General features: G+C 70.1%; 15 protein-coding genes and 3 pseudogenes. 8 read left to right on the top strand and 10 right to left on the bottom strand.

Annotated elements, in window-relative coordinates; all coding sequences use genetic code 11:
- Positions 1 to 102: 102 nt before the first annotated feature.
- The 4 genes from R4Z62_RS21870 to R4Z62_RS21855 all read right to left on the bottom strand — a co-directional run bounded on the left by R4Z62_RS21870 (position 103) and on the right by R4Z62_RS21855 (position 8,107).
- Positions 103 to 1,725: a peptide ABC transporter substrate-binding protein gene (locus tag R4Z62_RS21870; protein WP_064535033.1), complete on the bottom strand. Its 1,623-nt coding sequence runs from the start codon at positions 1,723 to 1,725 to the stop codon at positions 103 to 105.
- A 647-nt stretch (positions 1,726 to 2,372) separates the two neighbouring features.
- Positions 2,373 to 4,289, bottom strand: a complete 1,917-nt coding sequence (gene typA, locus R4Z62_RS21865) for a translational GTPase TypA (RefSeq protein WP_064535031.1) — start codon at positions 4,287 to 4,289, stop codon at positions 2,373 to 2,375.
- Positions 4,290 to 4,453: 164 nt separating this feature from the next.
- Positions 4,454 to 6,628 carry an ABC transporter family substrate-binding protein gene (locus R4Z62_RS21860; protein ID WP_491520672.1) on the bottom strand — a complete coding sequence of 725 codons (2,175 nt, stop codon included), beginning with the start codon at positions 6,626 to 6,628 and terminating at the stop codon, positions 4,454 to 4,456.
- 213 nt (positions 6,629 to 6,841) lie between these two features.
- Positions 6,842 to 8,107 carry a hypothetical protein gene (locus tag R4Z62_RS21855; protein ID WP_491520671.1) on the bottom strand — a complete coding sequence of 422 codons (1,266 nt, stop codon included), beginning with the start codon at positions 8,105 to 8,107 and terminating at the stop codon, positions 6,842 to 6,844.
- Positions 8,108 to 8,337: 230 nt separating this feature from the next.
- On the opposite strand from R4Z62_RS21855, the gene R4Z62_RS21850 reads away from it, so the two are divergent.
- From R4Z62_RS21850 to R4Z62_RS21835, 4 genes are all read left to right on the top strand, one after another.
- Positions 8,338 to 9,915, top strand: coding sequence for a hypothetical protein (locus R4Z62_RS21850; RefSeq protein WP_491521910.1), 1,578 nt, complete (start codon positions 8,338 to 8,340; stop codon positions 9,913 to 9,915).
- Between the two features lie 88 nt (positions 9,916 to 10,003).
- Positions 10,004 to 12,598 (top strand): hypothetical protein, encoded by a 2,595-nt coding sequence (locus R4Z62_RS21845; RefSeq protein WP_491520670.1) that lies wholly within the window; start codon positions 10,004 to 10,006, stop codon positions 12,596 to 12,598.
- Between the two features lie 33 nt (positions 12,599 to 12,631).
- The gene (locus R4Z62_RS21840; RefSeq protein WP_216826778.1) at positions 12,632 to 13,150 is read left to right on the top strand and encodes a hypothetical protein; all 519 of its coding nucleotides are present in this window, start codon (positions 12,632 to 12,634) and stop codon (positions 13,148 to 13,150) included.
- Positions 13,151 to 13,254: 104 nt separating this feature from the next.
- Positions 13,255 to 13,698: a hypothetical protein gene (locus tag R4Z62_RS21835; protein ID WP_491521969.1), complete on the top strand. Its 444-nt coding sequence runs from the start codon at positions 13,255 to 13,257 to the stop codon at positions 13,696 to 13,698.
- Between the two features lie 167 nt (positions 13,699 to 13,865).
- On the opposite strand, the pseudogene R4Z62_RS21830 reads toward R4Z62_RS21835, so the two are convergent.
- The 4 genes and pseudogenes from R4Z62_RS21830 to R4Z62_RS21815 all read right to left on the bottom strand — a co-directional run.
- Positions 13,866 to 13,958 (bottom strand): annotated as a pseudogene (locus R4Z62_RS21830) (IS5/IS1182 family transposase); the annotation flags it as partial.
- A gap of 198 nt (positions 13,959 to 14,156) precedes the next feature.
- Entirely contained in the window at positions 14,157 to 14,390 is a 234-nt protein-coding gene (locus tag R4Z62_RS21825; RefSeq protein ID WP_491520669.1) for a hypothetical protein, read from the bottom strand.
- A 193-nt stretch (positions 14,391 to 14,583) separates the two neighbouring features.
- Positions 14,584 to 15,960, bottom strand: a pseudogene (locus tag R4Z62_RS21820) (IS1380 family transposase).
- Positions 15,961 to 16,082: 122 nt separating this feature from the next.
- On the bottom strand, positions 16,083 to 16,517 hold the full coding sequence (locus R4Z62_RS21815; protein ID WP_491520668.1) for an ATP-binding protein: 435 nt from the start codon (positions 16,515 to 16,517) through the stop codon (positions 16,083 to 16,085).
- 225 nt (positions 16,518 to 16,742) lie between these two features.
- On the opposite strand from R4Z62_RS21815, the gene R4Z62_RS21810 reads away from it, so the two are divergent.
- The 4 genes and pseudogenes from R4Z62_RS21810 (at position 16,743) to R4Z62_RS21795 (ending at position 19,597) form a co-directional block, all read left to right on the top strand.
- Positions 16,743 to 17,594 carry a helix-turn-helix domain-containing protein gene (locus R4Z62_RS21810; RefSeq protein WP_491520667.1) on the top strand — a complete coding sequence of 284 codons (852 nt, stop codon included), beginning with the start codon at positions 16,743 to 16,745 and terminating at the stop codon, positions 17,592 to 17,594.
- Between the two features lie 10 nt (positions 17,595 to 17,604).
- Positions 17,605 to 17,823, top strand: coding sequence for a DUF397 domain-containing protein (locus R4Z62_RS21805; RefSeq protein WP_064535020.1), 219 nt, complete (start codon positions 17,605 to 17,607; stop codon positions 17,821 to 17,823).
- Positions 17,820 to 18,674, top strand: coding sequence for an immunity 49 family protein (locus R4Z62_RS21800; RefSeq protein ID WP_491520666.1), 855 nt, complete (start codon positions 17,820 to 17,822; stop codon positions 18,672 to 18,674). Before R4Z62_RS21805 ends, R4Z62_RS21800 begins: the two co-directional genes overlap by 4 nt.
- Positions 18,675 to 18,718: 44 nt before the next feature.
- A pseudogene (locus R4Z62_RS21795) lies at positions 18,719 to 19,597 on the top strand (immunity 49 family protein).
- Between the two features lie 24 nt (positions 19,598 to 19,621).
- Here the strand turns inward: R4Z62_RS21795 and R4Z62_RS21790 are convergent.
- Positions 19,622 to 20,842, bottom strand: a complete 1,221-nt coding sequence (locus tag R4Z62_RS21790) for an MFS transporter (protein WP_491520665.1) — start codon at positions 20,840 to 20,842, stop codon at positions 19,622 to 19,624.
- Between the two features lie 158 nt (positions 20,843 to 21,000).
- Positions 21,001 to 21,243 carry a hypothetical protein gene (locus R4Z62_RS21785; RefSeq protein ID WP_064535011.1) on the bottom strand — a complete coding sequence of 81 codons (243 nt, stop codon included), beginning with the start codon at positions 21,241 to 21,243 and terminating at the stop codon, positions 21,001 to 21,003.
- Positions 21,244 to 21,359: the final 116 nt, after the last annotated feature.

Below are 21,359 nucleotides of genomic sequence, written 5' to 3'. Positions count from 1 at the left end.
CGTACGTACGCGGTGAAAAGGGCCCCCCGGCCGTTCGTCGGCCGCTGCCGTGCCGCACCCGGCTGAAGGGTGCGGCACGGCACACGCTGTTGTCGTCAGCGGTTACTTCTTGACCTCAACGCCAGTCACGATGGGGTCACCCTGCTGGTCGTACTTGACGTTCTCGACCTTCTCGGAGTAGCCCGCGTTGACCTTGTAGTACCAGAGCGGGATGCTCGGCATGTAGTTCGGGAGCTGCTTCTCGACCTGCTGGTAGAGCTTCTCCGACTCGTCCAGCGTCTTGGCGGCGTCGGCCTTGGCGATCAGGTCGTCGACCTCCTTGCTCGCGAAGCCACCCTGGTTGCCGTCGGCCTTGGAGCCGAACAGGTCGCGGATGAAGTTCGAGATGAAGGGGTAGTCGAGCACCCAGCCGGAGCGGTAGAGCGACTTGACCTGCTTGTTGTCACGCGCGTTGGTGTCGGCCTGGAAGTCGGCCTTCGAGTCGCCCGTGCACGCCACGCCGGTGGCCTTGGTGATGGAGCCGCAGACGGCCTCCACCCACTCCTTGTGACCGCCGTCCGCGTTGTACTGGATGGAGATCTTGTTGCCCGGGACGCCGCCACCCTCCTGGATGAGCTGCTTCGCCTTGGCCGGGTCGTACTTGGTGATGTCACCGACGGCGTTCGGCTGGTAGCCCAGGACGCCCTTGGCGACCCAGCCGGTGGCCGGCTCACGGGTGCCCTGCAGGACGGTCTTGGTGATGGTGTCGCGGTCGATCGCCATCGACAGGCCCTGGAGGACCTTCACGTTGACGTTCTTCCACTGCGGCGCGTAGAAGGCCACGGCGATGGTCTGGATCGCCGAGTACGACTGGTCCACCGCGCGGTCGCCGAGGTCCTGCTTGTAGACCGGGAGGTCACGCGGGGCGACCTGGCGCATCACGTCGAGGTTGCCGGACTTGAGGTCCTGGTAGGCGGTCTCGAGCTTGGCGTAGTTCTTGAAGACCACACCGCCGTTCTTCGCGGCGTTCGGACCCTTGTAGTCGTCGTACTTGGCGACCTCGATCGACTGCTTGTGGCGCCAGCTCACGAACTTGTAGGGGCCGTTGCCGATCGGGTGCTCGCCGGCCGCCTTCGGGTCCTTGTAGAAGGACTCCGGCAGCGGGTCGAAGACCTCGTAGCCGAGCTTGTACGTGTAGTACGGGATCGGCTTCGACAGAGTGATCGTGAAGGTGTTGTCGTCGACGACCTTCAGACCGGACATCTGCTCGGCCTTCGGCTTGCCGCTGGCCGGGGCGACGTCGTCGTAACCCTGGATGTCGGCGAACCACGCGCTGTTGGTCTGCTTGTTGGCCGGGTTGGCGGCCCAGTTCCACGCCTTGACGTAGGACGTGGAGGTGACGGGGGTGCCGTCGTGGAACTTCCAGCCCGGCTTCAGCTTGACCGTGAAGGTCTTGTTGTCCGTGGTGTCCACCGACTGGGCGTTCACCATGACGATCTTGCCGCTGGAGTCGTAGTCGACGAGCCCGGAGAAGATGGACTTGATGACGATGCTGCCGTTGGACTCCATGGTGTTCGCGGGCTGCAGCGGGTGCTGCGGCTCGCCCACCTCGACGGAGAACTTCCCGTTGGGGTCGGCCGCGGCCTTGCTGTCGCCGCCCTTGTCACCACCGCCGCCACAGGCCGTCGCGCCCAGCGCCACAACCGCGGCTATCGCAACCCACTTGGCGCTCTTGGCACCACGCATGGGGCTCCTCCTCATGAGTCCATTGGTTCACCGCATGGAGGGGCACTTGACGCATCACCGTTACCGGTGCCTGAAATGCTCAGGTGCCCCCTGGCTCGTGAGTCGGCGCCTCCATCAGCGCGTGACCCGTTGATCCGAGCTCTACGCGCCTAACTATCTGCCATCCGAACCGTACCGAACCACACCTTCCAGGTCTCGGTTCGATCACACCTGCCGTGTACTTCTTCCAAAATCCGGACAAAGGGTTTGGTGAAAGATCCCTGCGAAACGGACTTGTTACACAACTATCGGGCGAGACTGTCCGCATAGCGGACAAGGTGTGGTGGAAAACCGGTTGCACCGGAGGGCGGGGCGAGCACGCCCGCGGCCCGGCCCGACCGGGGGCCGAGGACAGACCGGCGCGATGACTCGGCAAGCCGTAGATTCCGGTCACTCTAACAATGGCGCGAACCGCCGTAGGCGACACCGGAAAGACCGGCCCCGGTTGTAGGGAAAACCCTGTACGGACCTGACACGCCGGCCCCGGTACCGGCCCGTGGAACGGCCCTCGGGAGTGCCCCCGCGCCGAACGCGGCGGGCCCGCCCGGCGTGCTGCCGGGCGGGCCCTGGGTGCCATGGGCGGCCGGCCGCCGGGGGCCGGCCGCGGCTCAGCCGTGCTTGGCCCGGCTGGCGGCGCGGGCGCGGTCGCGCGCGTCCAGGCTCACCTTGCGGATGCGGACCGCCTCCGGGGTCACCTCGACGCACTCGTCGTCGCGGCAGAACTCCAGGGACTGCTCCAGGGAGAGCTTGCGCGGCGGGACGATGGACTCGGTCACATCGGCGGTCGAGGACCGCATGTTGGTGAGCTTCTTCTCCTTGGTGATGTTGACGTCCATGTCGTCGGCGCGGGAGTTCTCACCGACGATCATGCCCTCGTACACCTCGGTGCCCGGCTCCACGAAGAGCACACCGCGCTCCTGGAGGTTGGTCATCGCGAAGGCGGTGACGGCACCGGAGCGGTCGGCGACCAGCGAACCGTTGTTGCGGGTGGTCAGCGTGCCGAACCAGGGCTCGAAGCCCTCGTGGATGGAGTGGCCGATGCCGGTGCCGCGGGTCTGGGTCAGGAACTCGGTACGGAAACCGATCAGACCGCGCGAGGGCACCACGAACTCCATGCGGACCCAGCCAGAGCCGTGGTTGGACATGTTGTCCATCCGGCCCTTGCGCACACCCATGAGCTGCGTGACCGCGCCCATGTGCTCCTCGGGCACGTCGACCGTCATGCGCTCGACCGGCTCGTACGTCTTGCCGTCGACGTCCTTGGTGACGACCTGCGGCTTGCCGACGGTCAGCTCGTAGCCCTCGCGGCGCATGGTCTCCACCAGGATGGCCAGCGCCAGCTCACCGCGGCCCTGCACCTCCCAGGCGTCCGGGCGCTCGGTCTCCAGCACGCGCAGCGAGACGTTGCCGATCAGTTCGCGGTCCAGGCGGTCCTTGACCTGGCGGGCGGTGACCTTGCGGTCCTTGACGGCCGCCTTCGCGTCGGCGCCCTTGCCGGTGCCGCCGCGGCCGACCAGCGGCGAGGTGTTGGTGCCGATGGTCATGGAGATCGCCGGCTCGTCGACCGTGATCAGTGGCAGCGGGACCGGGTTCTCCGGGTCCGCCAGCGTCTCGCCGATCATGATGTCGGGGATACCGGCGACGGCGCAGATGTCACCGGGGCCCGCCTTCTCGGCGGGCTTGCGGGTGAGCGCCTCGGTCATCATCAGCTCGGAGATGCGCACGTTCTGCACGGAGCCGTCGCGCTTGATCCACGCGACCGTCTGGCCCTTGCGCAGCTCGCCCTGCTCCACGCGCAGCAGCGCGATACGGCCGAGGAAGTTGTCCGCGTCCAGGTTGGTGACGTGCGCCTGGAGCGGCAGCTCCTCGTCGTAGGTGGGGGCCGGGATGTGCTCCAGGATGGTGGAGAAGAACGGCTCCAGGCTGTCGGAGTCGCCCGGGACCGTGCCGTCGGCCGGCTTGGTCAGCGAGGCGATGCCGTCACGGCCGCAGGCGTAGACGATCGGGAACTCGATCTGCTCCTCGTCGGCGTCCAGGTCGAGGAAGAGGTCGTACGTCTCGTTGACGACCTCGTCGATCCGGGAGTCCGGGCGGTCCGTCTTGTTGATGCACAGGATGACGGGCAGGCGCTGCTGGAGCGCCTTGCGCAGCACGAAGCGGGTCTGCGGCAGCGGGCCCTCGGAGGCGTCGACGAGCAGCACGACACCGTCGACCATCGACAGACCGCGCTCGACCTCGCCGCCGAAGTCGGCGTGGCCGGGGGTGTCGATGATGTTGATCGTGATGGGGTCCCCGCCGTCCTTGGGGTGATACTTCACCGCCGTGTTCTTGGCGAGGATCGTGATGCCCTTCTCACGCTCCAGGTCGTTCGAGTCCATCATGCGGTCGTCGACGGAGTCGAGCTGATGGGCGGCGAAGGCACCGGCCTGCTTCAGCATGCCGTCGACGATGGTCGTCTTGCCGTGGTCGACGTGGGCGACGATGGCGACGTTTCGAATGTCGTGACGTGTTGCGGACACGGCCATAGTGAGGCGTACTCCCGGAGTGTGCGGACGGCTGCGCGTACGTCCTCGGTACACGCGCCCTGCCGGGCTGAACACGCCACGGCCTCACCCCATCGTACGGGTGCGCCGCCCCGGGGGCCTGCGCGGCCGGGTGCGGGACGCTCCCGGCCCGCACCCGCACGCCGCTACGAGGACGCTCCGGACGGCCCCTTCGCGCCCTTCCTCAGGTAGCCCATGTCCTCGTAGACCGGGGTCTGGAAGCCGAAGGCGCCCACGTTGGCCAGGGTGTCGCGGACCGCGACGAGCTGGGGCCGCTGGTAGAGCGGGATGGACCCGGCGCTCGCCCAGATCCGGGCGTCGGCCTTGCGCACCAGGTCGCGCTCCCGCCCCTCGTCCAGGGTGGCCAGGGCCTGGTCGAAGAGCTGGTCGACCTGGTCGGTGCCGACCCGGGTGTAGTTCTGCTGCACGTTCAGGGAGCCGTCGGCGGCCGGGACGGGTTTGGCGTACACCGGGCGGGCGTCGGTGGCCGGGTAGGCGGAGGCCGGCCAGGAGTACAGGGCCAGGTCGTACTGGCCGGCGGCGATGTGGTCGCGGAAGTAGCTCTCGTCCGGGACCTTCGTCACGTCCGTGGCGATGCCCACCTTCTCCAGCATGGCCGTGATCCGGTCGGCGACCTTGCGCAGCGTCTCCGAGCCCGGCCCGGAGGGCAGGACGAAGCGGAGCGTGAGCGGCTTGCCGTCCTTGGCCAGCGGCCCGGCCACCGTGCCGGCCGGGGCGGCGGTGCCCCGGGGTGCGTACGCGCCGGGGGCGCCGTCCTGGGCGAGCTGGCGCGTCCTGGCACCGTTCTCGGCGCTCTCCTCGTCGCGGGGCCTGCCCTTGCCGTCGCCGTTGTGCTCGATGTCGTCGTTCACCCCGACGATGTACGTACCGTCGCCGTCCCCGCCGCCCGCGTCCTCGTGCCCCTGGGCGCCGGCCGCCTTCTCGCCCTTCTTCTGCTTGTCCTGCTCCTTGCCCGTCCCGGCCACCCAGCCGGCGTCGGCGAGCAGCGCCTTGGCCTGGGCGGTGTCCTGGCCGCCGAGCGCGTCGCTGCTGTCGGCGTAGGCGGCCTGCCCGGACAGGGCGAGGTGGCTGCCGACCGGGGTGGCGGGCAGGCCGAGCGGCTTGAGGACGATCTCGGCGAGCTCCTTGCGGTCCAGGGCGTGCGCCACGGCGTGCCGGACGCGCTCGTCGGCGAGCGGGCCGCCGGCGCCGTTCAGCGCGAGCTGGGTGAAGGCGGGCTCCAGGGACTTGCGCACCTTCACCCCGCGCAGCGCGTCCTGCTGGCGGAGATAGGTGGTGAGCGTGCCGCGGCCCGCGGCCAGGGCGCGGCGCTCGCGCCCGGCGGCCTTCTCGTCGGAGCCGTGCACCAGCGCCCAGGAGCGCAGCGCCTTGGCGGCGGTGCGCCCGCCGGCCGGGCCCTGGAAGGGCGAGCTGCCCCGGGCGCCGTCGGCGAGGGTGATCCGGTCGGCGTCGGCCGGGTCGATGTCGGCCACGTCCACGGTGCCGTCGGCGAGCGCGGCGGCCCGTTTGTCGCGCGCCACCTGGTGCAGCACGATCTCGTTCAGCTTGGCCGGGTGGCCCCACCAGCGCGGGCTGCGGGCGAGGACCACCTCCTTCTCCGCGGTGTCGATCTTCTGCACGGCGAAGGGCCCGGCGCTGACCTTGAGCTTCTTGCGCGCCCCGTCGTTGAAGTCGTTGGCGGTGCCGGTGACGTCCTTGGGGTACAGCGGCGAGAACAGCGACTTCCAGTCCGCGTAGGGCCGGGCGAAGGTGACCCGGATCTCCAGGTCGTTGGCGCCGCGCTCGACCTTCTCGATGCGGTCGTAGCCGGCGTTGCGCGCGGTCCAGTACGCGGAGTCCTTGCCGGACAGGGCGCGCCACTGGGCGGCGAAGTCGGCGGCGCCGATCTCCCGGCCGTCGCTCCAGACGGCCTGCTGGTTCAGCCGGTAGACGACGACCTGCCTGGGCTCGGTCTCGACCACCCGCGCGGAGTCGAGGTAGTCCGCGTCGCGCTGCGGCCGGCCGCCGGCGTCGAGGCGGAACATGGCCGGCAGGACCGCCTGGGCGATCCGGGTGGTGCTCGCGTCGGCGTCCGCCTGGAAGGTGTTCAGCGTCTCCGGCATCGTGTCCACCGCCCAGCGCAGCGTGCCGCCGTCGGTGACCTGGGCGCGGGCCGCGGGGGCGATGTCCTGCCCGGCCAGCGGTCTGCTGCCCTCGTCGTCCGAGCCGCAGCCCGCCAGCAGGGGCACCGCCAGGGCGCCCGCGGTCAGGCAGGCGACCGAGCGCAGGACCGCGCGGGGCCCGACACCGTCGTACGACATCTGTGCTACCTCCGGGGAGCCGCTCCCGCCGGTGGGCACGGGCCGCGTGCTGCTCGTGCCCGGTGAGGCCCTGTCCTGCTGGCCCTGTCCTGCTTGTGCGCATTCGGCGGTATAGGTGGCGTAGGGCATATTTGGAACTGATCAGATCTATGGCCCCACTGAAGAGGAAAGCGTCCGCCCCCGGGCGGCGACACGGCGGAAGGCGGGGGAAGGTCACTCGGGTGGAGCAGTGCGGGCCCAGCCCTCGCGGTAGGCGGTCCAGTCCGCCTCCGTCGCCGCGAAGTCGACGTACAGCGCGACACCGAAGCGGAGGCGGTCCGCGTCCGTACGGGACAGGCCGAGGCGGACGCCCCGGACGGCGGCGGGCACGGTCTCGGCGTGGTCCCAGTGGCCGAACCGGTTCTCGTGGAAGAAGGGCAGGCCCATCAGCAGATCGGTGGTGGGCGGGGTGGCCTCCAGGGCGAGCGAGGTCTGCTGGGCGACATAGCCGCCGTACAGGCTCTGCGACGGCTGCATGGTGTCGTACGACATCACCGCGATCTGGTCGACCCGGCGCGCGACCTCGCCGAAGTACGCCTGCGACCACCACTTGGGGTGGCCGGTGAGGGTGCCCCACACGGAGTGGAAGGCCGGGAGCGGGTCGATCTGGTGCGCGGCCACCGACAGGACGGCGCCGCGCGCGTGGGTGAGGGCGCGCAGGTCGTCGAGGAGGCCGAGGTAGTCGCGGTCGCCGGAGTGCAGCGGCTCCAGATCGAAGTGGGCGCCCTCGAAACCGGCCGCCAGCACCGCCCGGGTCGACTCGACCACCGCCGCGCGCGTCGCCGCCCGCTCCAGCCGCAGCCCGTCCGGGCTCTCGGTGGCCAGCACGTCCCCCAGCCACGCCTGCACCCGCACCCCGGGCAGCGCCCGGTGCACGGCCGGTATCAGGCGGCCCGCGTCCCGGTACGCCGACGCGGGCAGCGTCCCGTCGTGCTCCAGCGGGCCCGCGTGCACGTACAGGTCGCGGATGCCGGTCCCGCGCAGCCGCGCGGCCAGCGCCTCGATGTCGGCGTCCTTCTTCCGCCCGTCCACCCAGGCGTGCCCCAGCCAGATCGCGTCCTGGCCCCGGGTGCGGGTGCCCTCGGCCGGGTCGCCCGTGTAGTTCACCCGCAGGGCGGCCTCGGCGGCGAGGAGCGGGAGGAGGAGGACGAGGACGAGGGCGAGGAAGGTGCGGCGGGCGCGGCGGATGCGGCGGAGGGAGCGGGGGGTGCGGGAGCGGGAGCGGGGGGTTTGCTTGTGGGGGGACTTCTTGTCGGGGGTGGGCTCATGGGGGGTGGGCTCGTCGGGGGCGAGGGCGAGGGCGGGAGTGTCCGTGGCGGTCTCCGTCGTGTTCTCCGGCCGGGCGGCCGTCCTGCTGCCGCTGTCGTCTCTGCCGCCGTCGCTGTCGCCGTCTCTGCCGCCGTCGCTGTCGCCCGTGGTGTGGCCTGTGCTGTTCTCCATGGCGCTGTTCCGACCCCTTCCGCGTTGCCGTGTCCGCCCGCCCGTATCCGTCCCCGCCGGTGCCGCGGCCCCGGTCGCGGGCCCGCGCCGGCGGTCATACGCTCCCGAACGTGACGTCATCCCCGGCCCGCGGGGTCCTGCCCCGCCGCGCGATCCCGCACCGGTGCGTGCGGGCGGCGCGGGCCGTGCTGGGCGGCACGGCGGGGCTGATGTGGCTGGCGCTTCCGGTGATGACGATCAACAACGGCACCGCGGTTGCGGCGGCACCGCGCTCCGGGCCCGGCCCGGCGGCGGCTCCCACCGCCGCCGCACCCGGGCAGGACGAGACGTCGGGCGCCGACCTCGTCCTGCCGCTCGCCGCGGTGGGCGCGGTCGCGGTGGGCGCCGGGTACGGGTACGTACGGCGCACCCGGCGGGCCCGGACCCGTACGACACCGGGCGGCGGCCACGACGAACCCGCCGAGGCCCGCGGACTCGACGAACCCCTCGAAGCCGAGGAGCGGGCGCGGCGGTCACTCGTCGTGGCCGACGACTGCGTACGCACGAGCCGTGAGGAACTCGCCTTCGCCGAGGCGCGGTTCGGCGGCGCGGCCGTGGCGCCGTTCGCCGCGGCCGTGCGGGAGGCCGGGACGGAGCTGGCGGCGGCCTTCGCCGTGCGACTGGTGAGCGGCGACCGGACCGCTCCGGCCGCTCCGGCCGCTCCGACCGCTCCGACCGCTCCGACGGACCCGGACGGGCTGCGGCAGGCGCGGGCCGGGGTGATCGGACGCTGCGAGGAGGCCGGCCGGGTGCTGGACGCGGCGGCGGGCGACTTCGACGCGCTGCGGGGCCTGGACCGGGGGGTCGGCGGGGCGGTGCGGGTCGCCGAGACCCGTTTCCGCGCGCTGACGAGCCGCACGGCGGCGGCGGAGTCGGTACTGGCCGGTCTCGCACGCCGCTACGCCCCCTCCGCGTCGGACCAGGTGACGGGCCACGCCGAACAGGCCAGGGACCGCCTGATGTTCGCCACCGTCCACCTCAACCAGGCACGCCAGTCCGCCGATCGGGACGAACGCGACGCCGCCATCGCCCATCTGCGCGCCGCCGAGGGCGCGGTGGCGCAGGCGGCGGTGTTCCTCGACGGCATCGAACGTCTCGCCGCCGCGCTGGACGAGGCAGCGGCCCTGGTCCCGGCCGCGCTGAGCGGGGCGGAGGCGGAACGGGCGGCGGCGCGGACCGGCCCGGCGGACGTACCGGCGGACGTACCGGCCGGTGAGACGCGCTCCCGCGTGCTGCACCTGGATGGCGTACTGGCCTCGGTGCGGCAGGAGTTGGCGTCCGGGCGGCCGTACGATCCGCTGGACGCCCTGCGCCGGATCGTCGCGGCGGCGACTCCGCTGGGGGCGGGGCGTACAGGCGTCCTGTCGGCCGCCGCGCTGCTCGTGGCCCGCAGCACCGTCGCCGGGGCGGCAGACTTCGTCACGACACACCGGGGCGCGGTGGGCCCGGAGGCCCGTACGACGCTGGCCGAGGCGGAACGCCTGCTCGCCGTCTCCGGAGCCACCGCCGACCTGCTGTCCGCCGACACCCTCGCCCGCGCGGCACGCGAACGCGCCGAACAGGACGTCCGCGTCCACGGAAATCCCTGCGCCGACGCGGACGTTGACGCCATCGGCAGCCCCACAGGCGGTCCCGGCTTCTCCGGTACTCCCGGCGCCGCCGGTGCCGTCCTCGGCGGCATCCTGCTCGGGCCCTCCCCCACGGCCCCGCCCGCGAGTTTCGGCGGGCCACGTACACGGGCGCGTCACGTCGGCGGCCGCAGCTCCTGACACGCCGTGACCCTTATTTGTATGATGATGAGATCTTGACGCGAGTCGGCCTGCTTGGACGGGGCCGACGAACGGGGGGCAGTGCATCGTGATCAAGCCTGAGGAGATTCCGCAGTTCACGGGTGATCTGGAACTGCTGGAGAAGGCGTACGGGAACCTGAAGACGGACGCGGGCCACATCCGCTCGACCGGTCAGGACGTCCATACCAGGTTCCAGGGGTTGTCGGCGTATTACAGGGCTCCGGAGGCGGAGCAGTTGTTCGCGTCGACGAAGCCGGTGAAGGATCGTGCGGACACGTTCGCGACCGGGCTGGAGTCGGTGTCGGGGGCGTTGTCGGGGTATGCGACGGAGATCCGTCCGCTGGTGAAGAAGCTGGAGGATCTGAAGGACGAGGCGACGACGTTCGTCGATTCGGTGAAGGACGATGACGACTGGCAGTACGACGGTGACAAGGTCGGCCGGCACAACCGGATCCGGGACGAGATCACGCGGACGGTGGCGGCGTTCTGGGCGGCGGAGCGTACCTGTCACAACAAGATCACCGCGTTGTTCCACGGTACGCAGATGGTCGCGGGGGACGGTTCGGACCGGAAGGACCAGTACGGGTTCGACGCGGATGATCTGAAGAACGCGAAGCTTCCCTGGGGTGACCCGGTGGAGGAGAAGCATCATGTGTGGGAGGTGGGTCACTGGGTCAAGTCGTTCGTGTGGGACGGCCTGATCGTGGACGGTGTGTGGGGCACGATCAAGGGCCTGGGGACGCTGGTCGGTTTCGGTGGCTGGGAGGCGATGGGCCAGGCGTGGAAGGGCCTCGCGCAGCTGGCGACGGGTCTGGTCCTGACCTCCATGCCGGGTCTGGGCACGCTGTTCTGGGCGCTGCCGGACGACAAGCTGCCGTCCTGGATCCGTGATTCGCGCACGGCGATGAAGGAGACGGGGAAGGCGCTGGTGGCGTGGGACGAGTGGGGCAAGAACCCCGCCCGCGCGGCCGGAGCGGTCACGTTCAACGTGCTGACCACGGTGTTCACGGGTGGTGCGGGGGGTGCGGCGTCGGGTGCGGGCAAGGCCGGCGCGGTCGCGAAGGCACTGTCGGTGGCGGGCAAGGCGGGCAGGGTCATCGACCCGATGACGTATGTGGCCAAGGGTGCGGGTGCGGGCCTGTCGAAGATCGGGGACATCACCAAGGCCCTGAAGGGCATCGGCAAGATCGACATCCCGGCCCTCCCCGAGAACGCGATCACCCTCCCCAAGGACGCCCTCAGACTCCCCGACGGCAGCTTCCACCTCCCCGAGGGCACCCCCATCCCGGAGGGAGCCACGAAACTGCCGAACGGCACCTTCAAGCTCCCCGACGACGTCCCCGTCGTCCACGACGGCGCCCACCCCCTGCCCGCCCCCGAGGACACCGGCCCGCTCTACGGACACCCCGACGGCCACATCGTCGACGGCAACGGCAAGATCCTCATCCACGCCGACGAACTCCACAAACCCCCCGCCACCGGAGCGGGTACGGGCCCGGCGGGCTCCGACCTGCCCCACACCCCCAGCCCCGCCCGGGAACCCGCCCTCGTCGGCGCCGCCCCCCACACCGCAACAGAGACCGCCGCCCACACCGGCGAACACCTCCACCTCGGCAACAGCCTCGACACCGACCTCGGCGACCTCGGCCGCACCGGCGACCACACACCCACCACGCCCGCCATCCACGCCGGCAGCGACCACCTCCCGGTGGTCAGCAACAGCGTCGATCATCTGCCGAGCACTTATCCGGGCGACGGTGTGCACGCTCCGGGTCACGACCTTCCGCGAGGTCACCACCAGGAAACCGTTCATCCGCAGTCGCACGACGGCCCTGTGGGAGGGAAGCAGGAGGCTCCCCCCTTCCGCTCGGAGCGCCCCGGAGAGCCGGCGAGCGGCGACCACTCTCCCGCAGGCGACGATCACACCCCTCCCGGCGAGCACGGCACGCACGAGCCCCGTCACGAGGGGCAGGAGCACCCGAACGGCCACGGGGACGAGCACGGACACGGGCAGGAGGGCGACGATCCCGCCGCCGGTTCCCCGGACGAACCCGTACACGACGCCGACGATCACACTCCCGCGCATGAGTCCGCTCATGAAAAGGACGGGAACCCCTACTCCGGGCACGAGCCGGATTACTCACGACCTGCTCTTCTGTCGGGCGACGGCCCTCTTACGCTGCGCGATGTCCGCAACGAACGCGTGGTACGCAATCGATGGGAAATGGGCGAGGAATACCACCGGCAATTGTGGCACGGCGACCCCGAACGCCATTACCCGGTTCCCACGAACACCGATCCGAAGTATCCCGTGACCGCCACCGGCGGACGCAAGGTGGACGTTCCGGTCGATTTGCCCGACGGGCGCACCGTCGCCGTCGAGGTGAAGACGTACGGGCAGTACCGGACCATCACGTTGAAGGACGGCACACACGAGACGATAAAGAACGAAGTGCCGCTCAGTAAGCACATCAAGGAGCAGATCCACAAGGATGTCGCGCTCCGTCGTATGAATCCTGGATATGATCCCCGGTGGTCCTTCACCCACGCCGGCCCTTCCGACGAACTGAGGAACTACCTCAAAAAGGCGAAGATCATATTCCTGGAATACGGTCCGGCACCCAAAAAGGACCAGTGGGACCTGCCGGCCAAGAAGAAGTAGACTGCTCGCTGGCCGATCGAAGGGTTGAGGACGATGCAGAACCAGACGCCGGATGGGTCGGCTTCCGAAGTGGAAGCCTGGGCCGAAGGCGCCCACCGCAATGCTTCGGGGCTCGCGTCCAGCCTCGGAGTGAGCCCGGACCGCTACGCAGAGGATCCCTTGCTGACCGTGCCCGGCCTCCAGAGCTACGTCGAGCGACTTCCGCTGAACGAATTCGAGCAGTCCGACTGGATCGGGCTGCACACGGACCTGACGTCGTTCCTGGGTGACCTGCTCGTCCGCCGGTACCCCGCGCGCTGGGTGAAGACCGAGGACCCGAACTCACCCATGGGCTACCGGTACATGGTGGAGGCGAAAGGTCTGGACGGCAGGAACTACCGGGTCGAGCCGTACGACGTGGTGATGGAGGAGTTCCACCACCTTCCCATCGAAATCGTGCGGATGATCGCGAACGCCGAAGCGGTGCTGCGTCTGACGCCGACGGTGGACGAACTGGCAGTCTCCGAGATGTCTTTGGAGGAGCTCATGGGAGAGACCAAGGACTCCGACTGAGAGACCGAGCCGAGTACGGAACCCGCGTCTAACTGATCGTTTCGCGGTGGGGTCCGTGAGAGACGGGATGCCGGGACGCCCGGCTTCGTCCGTAGGATCACTCCATGCCTGCTGACAAACGCGTAACCCGGTCCACGTTCTCCGGTCGTATCCAGCCCATAGCGGCTCCTCAGCCGATGCCGGAGCTGCCTCAGCGGATCTGGTCAGATGACGACTGGAAGCGGATCCAGCTCGGCTATGCGTCGCGGGACATGGACGAGAAGTGGGACGTCTTCACGGAAGGCAAGGTCGTCTTCCTGCACCGAAGCTGGACGGGTATCGGAACCTTCGCGGCGACCTTCGCGCCTGTCGATGGCGGTGGATGGCGGATCAGCAGTGCCGTAGTTGAACGGGACGCCGAACGCTACCGAGGAACGGACGATGCCTACGACTGCGTCATGCTTGAGCTGGTGATCAGCGCCATCGTGCTTGGAGAGTCGGCGACAGACCTCCGTACGAAGCTGGTCGAGTTGACGCGTCGGAAGTCGAGTTCCGATGCTCCGGGCTGATTCAGCACAGCGCCCTGGGGCTGCGCTCGGATTCCTGGCCGAGCGTTCTGGGACTGCTGGATAGACGTCGGATGCAGATCAGGCTGCAGGCAGTTCGAGCAAACCCCGGAACAGCCAACGGTCTCTGTGGGGACATCGCGCCACGCGACACCGGTCCGCAGCACATACATGACGCCGGCGAGCGCCACTCGGTCGGGAAAGCGCAGCCGTCCCGGGTGGCGATGGCGCCGTTCGGGGGCGGCCGGCAGCAGCGGGGCCACCCGCTCTCACAGCTGGTCAGGAACAAGATCAGCACGCACCCGGACACCCTGCCGACCAAGATCGTCGGACACAAGACCCGCAGCTCAACTCATTCTGAAACGATCAGTTACTCCTACTGGACAGCCGGAGTTGTCGGTGTGCCCGGCGGGGCTCGCCTGCGATGCACGCGCTTGGCTGGCCAACTACGACAGAGCCGCTCAGGCATTGTTCTTACGGAAGACCAGCAACACGTATGAGTTCATTCCAAGGCCTTGGCCGTAGGCGTTTACGTGATCGAGCCGCCAGCCTTCCCGTTCAACTATCTGGATCGCGTCTGCCACCTCATTTCCATAGGTGACAACGGAGTGGACGGTGTGGCCCGTTACGCGCCGTTCTCGCGCGTCTTCGCCGTAACTCAGCATTCGCCCAGCCGCAGCACGTGGATCGGTCATTTAGCGCTCCTCTCCCTTCGAGCGACTTTAGCCTCGATCTTGCATGACGGTCCGCCGACGGAGTCGGTGGACCGTTTCGCTTTCGATGGCTGATGGCGGGCACTGCGAGGGCCCGTGTGTCGTCTCGGGTGGACGCCGGGTTCCACTGCTCCGGTCTGTGGCGGCTCTCTCGTAGGGACGGGAAGGGTGCTGGTCAGCCGGGGTTCGGCAGGAGTGCAAGCCGTTCGAGGGCGCCTGTGACCTCACCGGTCCAGGGCCAGTGGCGGGCGAGACGGAGGATGCGGCGCCGGCCGGTGGTGATGAGCTGGGCGGCGGTGGGGAGCAGGCGGAACCGCAGGCGGCGGGGCTCCCAGAGACGGGCCTGGCCGGTCAGGGCGAGCATGGGCATCCAGGCCAGCAGGTCGAGCGCGATCTGGACGATCTCCAGCCAGACCTTGTTCTGTGCGGTGTGGTGAAGGGGCAGGTTGCGCAGGCCGGTGGACCGGGCGGCCCGGATCCGGTCCTCGGCGCGGGCCCGCAGCCGGTGCCGGAGCTCGAGTTCGGCGATGGGACGGTCCGGGGTGTTGGTCGCGAAGCACGTGATCCGCATGCCGTCCGCGTCGGTAAATCCGCAACTGGGCCCCGGGATGCGGCCGTTCCTTGCGGACGATCAGTCGCATGCCCTTCGGCCAGCCGTCCAGCAGGCTGCCGGTGAGCTCGGCGACCCAGGCCCCGTCACGGACCGTGCCGTCGGCCTCGACGGCCGGGGTCCAGGTCAGGGCCGAGATCTTCAGCACATGCTGGTGGATGGTCTCGGTGATCACCATGCCGACCGAGTAGGACAGCCATCGGCCTCGCTTCGCGAGCCAGGACACGAAGTCGTGGGTGCCGCCGGCGGAGTCCGTGCGGATCAGCGTCTGCCGTCCCCGCCGGTGGTTCTTCGGCAGCTGTGCCAGGGCGAGCCGTGCGGTGGTGATGTGGTCGGCGGCTGTGTTGGAGCCCGCGTTGCCCGGCCGGAGAAGAGCGGCGACGGGCTCGCCGGTTCCGCCCGGTCCGTGGTCGACGAAGGCCGTCAGTGGGTGATGGCCGTAGGTCTTCTTCCAGGTCGCGGCCGCATCCTGCTTGTCGGAGTGCGCAATCAGCAGGACGCCGTCGAGGTCGACGGTGACCTGGCCATCGGAGTCCGGGGCGTTCTCACCGGCCAACGACCAGGCACGATCACGGACTTCTGACCGCGCGTTTCGGACGGCTCGCAGGGCTTTCTCGCCGGAGGCGGCAAGGGTGTCGATCAGGCGGGAGACGGTCGGATCGGAGGCGACCGGGCCGAAGACGGCCGGCTCGCACCGCAGCATGCGACGTCCGCGAGGCAGTCCCCGCCCAATGCGACCGCCAGAGCGAGATCCAGGAGGATCTTGCCGGGATCATGAACGGCCCGCGGCTTCCGCCACGGCGCCAGAGCTGCGGATACCGCCTGGTCAAGACCCGTCTTGCGGACCGTCTCCAGCAGCAGGACCGCACCGGCCTGCGAGACCACCTGCCGACCGTCTCCCTGGACACGGACACGTGGGTACGACGAGATAGGCTCTCTCACCTGGGAAGTGCTCTTTTCCTTGCAGCCAACAGGACCCTCAGCAAGTCCCATCGTTGCAGGTCAAGGGCACTTTCCGTGTTTCTGATCAATGCTTGGACAGCCCAACTCGTGAAAGCGCGAGGTTAAGCCGCGGTGGAGAGTTCGCACCAGACGACCTTCCCCCGGTTGCCCTCCCTAGCCAGAGGCTGCCAGCCCCACAGGTCGGCGCACGCCTTGACCAGGGCGAGGCCGCGACCGCCCTCCAGGTCTGTCACCCGGTCCGGTGGCAGGGGAGGCTCCGGGGGCGCGGGGTCGGTGTCCCACGCGCTGATCCGCAGTACGCCCACCGCCCAGCGCAGGCGCAGCGCCGCCGGGCCCTTCGTGTGCCGTACGGCGTTCGAGACCAGCTCTGCGGCGAGGAGTTCGGCGGTGTCCACAAGCTGGATCAGGCCGTGCAGGGTGAGGGCCAGGCGCAGGGTGCGGCGGCTGACTGTGACCGCGCGCGGGTCGTTGGGGATGTAGAGGCAGTACTCCCAGGGAGTGGTGGCTGCCGTGATGTCGGTTCCGGTTTCGGGCATGGGGCGACTCCGTGAGGGGATGGGGTTCTGTGCGGTCGGCGGGCGGTGGCCTGTCGCAGCCGTCGCGGCAGGACGGAGCGGTGCGCTTCCGGTAACCCGGGGTTCCGCAGCGTGTGCGTCGCATCACCGACGGTAGAGATTAGTTTTAACCTGAGGCAAGCCGATCGCGTAACCTGACACCCGAAGGAGTCGCGATTCCCGGCAGGTTGGGCGAGGAGCAGGTCGATGGGAACCAGGCGTGAACCGACGGCGCGCCAACTACGTCTGGCGACGGAGTTGCGCCGACTCCGGGACGCGGCCGGCCTCAGCTCGCGCCAGGCCGCGAAGCTGCTAGGCGTCAACTCCGTACAGATCAGCCAGATCGAGGCGGGCACCACCGGCGTGAGCGAGGAGCGCTTGCGGCGCCTCGCCGCCCACTACGCGTGCACGGACCAGGCACTCGTCGACGCGTTGGCCGCCTTCGCGACCGACCGGACGCGCGGCTGGTGGGAGGAGTACCGCGGGCGTCTGCCCACCTCGTTCCTGGACCTGTCCGAGCTGGAGCACCACGCCACCTTCCGGTGGGACGTGGACTTCCTGCACGTACCAGGGCTTCTCCAGACGGAGGACTACGCGCGGGCGCTCTTCGCCTGCCGGGTCCCACAACCGCCTGGCGAGGAGGTGGAGTTGCGTGTGGAACACCGAATGCGGCGCCGCGTCATCATCGAGGAACCATCGCCCGTCCCGTATGACGTACTGGTCCATGAGGCGGCGTTGCGCATCAAGGTCGGCGGCCGGGCAGCCTCGCGCGTCCAACTCGCCCGCATCCTTGAGCTCTCGGAGGCGGACCACGTCAGTGTGCGGGTGATTCCTTTCGAACTGGACGACTTCGCCGACGTCACCGCCGCCATGGTGTACGCGGGCGGTGTGGTGCCACGCTTGGACACTGTCGTACGGGATGGTCCGCACGGCGCGCTCTTCATCGACTCCGAGGCCCAACTTGCCGTCTTCCGAGCGCTTTTCCGTAGGGTGGAGACCGTCTCACTCGGCCCGGAGCGGTCGCGTGACCTCATCCACAGGCTGGCTAAGGAGCTGTGAGGCGATTCTGATGGGACCTGTCGAGAACTGGCGCAAGTCCACCCACTCCGGTAGCGGCGACGGCAACGCCTGCGTGGAGATCTCCCCCCGCCCCGCCCGCACAGCCGTCCGCGACTCCAAAACCCCCGGCGGAGCCGTCCTCAGCTTCCCCTCCACCGCGTTCGCCGCGTTCGTCGGTGGCCTCAGGGCGGCGAGCGGGCGGCCGGGGGAGGCGGAGGTTTGGGGATGACGTCCGGAGCCGTCCGTGTCGACCGCCATGAGTTCCGTACCGACAACGCGGCGGAACTCATCGCACCGATCATCAAGAACACCGCGGACATCCTCGACGGCATCGAGACCTCCGAGGACGACCGCTACGACGCCCTGCCGAGCACCCTCACCCTCGCGAAGTGGCGGTGCCTGACCGATCCGCGGGCCGCCGAGTTCCCGAGCTGGGAGGCGTGGGTCACCGCGATGCAGGTCGGCAGCGCGCTGTTCGCCTCCGGTACGGCGGCGGAGGGGCCCGTGCCGTGCCGGATCGGCAGCAGGGACGAGGTCAAGCAGCTCCCCGCGACCGGGCCGCAGGACCAGCTGCACGCCGGGAACTGGCTGACCGCCTTCTACCTCGCGGTGATCTGCCGGGAGAACGGCCGGGTCGACCGGCTTGCCCGGGTACCGGTCTCCTTCCTGCGCGCGTCGGGCGCGGAGTTCGACGAGTACGTCTATGCCTGGGTGGAGACCCTCCAGCACCTCTGGTTCGGTCGCCCGGCCGTCTGGGACACCCTCGTCACCGCGATCGACGGGACGGACCCGCGACGGGCCCCGATCGCCGGTCCCGAGCTGATGCTGAAGATCCTCCACCCGCCGCTCGACCTGTTCCAGCGCTATCTGCGCCGCGAACCCGGGCAGTTCAACACGGCGCTGGCCGACGCCCTGACCCGGCACAAGGAGTACTGGACGGCCAACGAGGCCCGTTCCCTGAGCGGCGAAGGGCTCGTGGCCCTCGCCCCGCTCGCCGTCGCCTGCATGGCCCACGACGCCGACATGCCCGTCGAGGTCGAGTCCGAGTACCTGCCCCGGGCCCTGCTGAGGCGGTCCTGAGTCGGCGAGTACGACACCTGAGCCGCGAGAGGCCGAGAACCGAGATGCGCACGCGCGCCGCCCACGTCGACCGGCACGAGTACCCGACCGGCGATGTGCCGGACACCCTCGAAGCGCTCGGTGAGACCGCGGACTGGATCGTCGACGAGTTCGCCGGCTCGCCCGTGCTGCGTCCGCAGGCACTGAGCACCACACTCGCCTTGGCGCAGCAGCGCTGTGCGCTCGATCCGCGGGCCGCGGAGTTCGCGACCTGGGAGGCGTGGGTCACCGCCATGCAGACCGGGTCCGCGCTCTTCGCCGCGGCGACCGCGCCCGCGGGCGGCAGCGTCACCTGCCGGATCAAGGACCGGGAACGGGTCGTCCCCGCCACGGGTCCCGAGGCCCATCTGAACGCGGGGACCTGGGTCACCGCGTTCTACCTGGCGATGGTCTGCCGCGCCAACGACCGCCTCCGCCGCCTGGCCGAGGTGCCCGTCTCCCTGCTGCGCGGGTCCGGCGCAGTCTTCGACGAGTACGTCTACGCGTGAGTGGGCGCGTTGCAGAGCTTCTGGCTCGGCCGCCGGGACCTGGGCGACCGGCTCGTCGCCGCGGTCGACGAGACCGCCCCGGAGGTACGGCGGCACACGGACGCGGACGCGGACCTGGTGTCGCAGCTCCTCTATCCGCCGATGATGCTGCTCTACCGCGTCGTCCGCCACGACAGCGCCGCGTTCGGCACGGCGCTCACCGACGCGCTGCGCCGGCACAGGGCCTACTGGACCGCCGACGAGGGCCGCGCCACCAGCGCCGACGGCCTCGTCGCCCTCGGCCCCCTGGCCATGGCCTGCCTCGCCCACGACCAGGGCCTCACCGTGGAGGTCGAGTCCGATTACCTCCCCCGGGCCCTGCTGGACCGGTCCTGGGTCGGGGAGTACGACACCTGAGCCGTCTGTGTCGGTGATTCGGATTCAGCCGCGCCGCCGGGTGCGGGTCGCTCCCGCTGTCCCCGCCGCCAGAGACGCCATGGCCGCCAGAGACGCCGTGCAGCCGCCCAGCAGCATGAGCGTGGAGGCGGAGGTGCGGTCGAGGGTGGCTCCGCCGGTCAGGGCGCCCAGGGAGAGCGTCGCCTGGAAGGAGGCGGTGAAGAGGACCGATGCCGCCTCCGGCGTGTCCGGGGCGGCATCGGCGAAGCAGGTCCGGGAGGCGACGGGGACGGCTCCGTAGGCGATGCCCCAGGTCAGGAGGAGGAGCACGGCGCCCGTTTCGCCGTGGCCCAGGAGCGGCAGCAGGAGGGTCGACGCGGCGATCAGGGCGGCCGCGGCCCCGAGGACGGCACGGGGGTGCCGGGGTGCCCATGCGCCGCCGAGGAAGTTGCCGAGGATGCCGGCGGCCCCGTAGAGCAGCAGGAACGCGGTGACCGTGCCGTCGGCGGCGTGGGTGACCTGGTGCAGGAACGGGGTCACGTAGGTGTAGGCGCCGAAGTGGGCGAGTACGACGAGGAAGGTCAGCAGGAGTGCGCGGCGGGTGCCGGGGGCGCGGAACAGGCCGCCGAGGACGCGCAGCCGGGTGGCCCCGGCCGGGGGGAGCGGCGGCAGGAGCAGGAGCAGCATCAGCAGGACGCCGCCGGACAGGACGCCCAGGGCCGTGAAGGCCGTCCGCCATCCGAAGAGGTCTCCGACGAGGGTGCCCAGGGGCACGCCGAGGACGGATCCCAGCGGGACGGCGGAGAAGATCACGGCGGTCGCCCTGCCCGCCGAGGCGGGCGGCACGAGCCGTTCCGCCAGTCCCGCCCCGATCGACCAGAAGCCGCCGATCGTGATCCCGACCATGATCCGGGAGACCAGCACGAGCCAGTAGTCGGGCGCCGCGGCGGCGAGGAAGTTCGCCAGGGCCAGCAGGAGCATGAGGGCGCAGAGCATCAGCCGCCGGTCGAGGCGTGCCGTGGCCGCGGTGACCAGCGGGGCGGCGAGCGCCGCCAGGAAGCCGGGCATGGTCATCGTCAGCCCGGCCATGCCGTCCGAGACGGTGAAACCGGATCCGATCGAGGTCAGCAGGCCGATCGGCAGGATCTCGGTGGTGACGACGGCGAAGAGGCCGAGCGTCACCGCGATCACGGCCGGCCACCCCGGCAGCGGGGATCCGGGGGCCGCGGGGCGGCTGGCGGCCGGGGTGGTGGTGGTTGCCGGCATGGTGGGTGTCCCGTCCTGTGGAGGCAGCGTGATACGCCATCAGTCCAGCAGTGCTCGGGAAGGGGTGCTGGCAGCTCTGCGACAGCACCGTCCCCCTCACCCCGTCCCCCTCGTCGTCGCTGTCGCGTTCCTGCCCGACGCCGGACACATGGCGTGGGTCAGGGCTGCCAGGAGTCCGCGGGCGGGGCCGACGGGACCGCCGGGGCGGGGGTGTACGTGTCCCGGTCCGCGGGGCGGGCGAAAGGCCCGGCGTGTTCGTGCATGAGCAGCAGCACCACACCGGCGACGAGCAGCGAGAGGACGATCAGTGCCATGCCGACAGGGTTGTCCGGGTTGTACTCGTAGCGGTTCGTGCCGAACTTGCTCCGCCTGAACACGGGTTCGTCGTCGTCGAAAGGCATCGTCGGACCCTACCCCGGCCGTCTCACACCCGGGGCACTCCCGCCGCCCGCCTCGGCGCCGTGTGGGAAAGTGTTCTGCGCCCGTGCCCTGCTGAGAGCCATGGGCGCCGTCGCGG

The organism is Streptomyces sp. PL-25 (assembly GCF_058344915.1).
The sequence above is the reverse complement of the archived record's forward strand: the minus strand, read 5'-3'. Positions and strand labels throughout refer to the sequence as shown.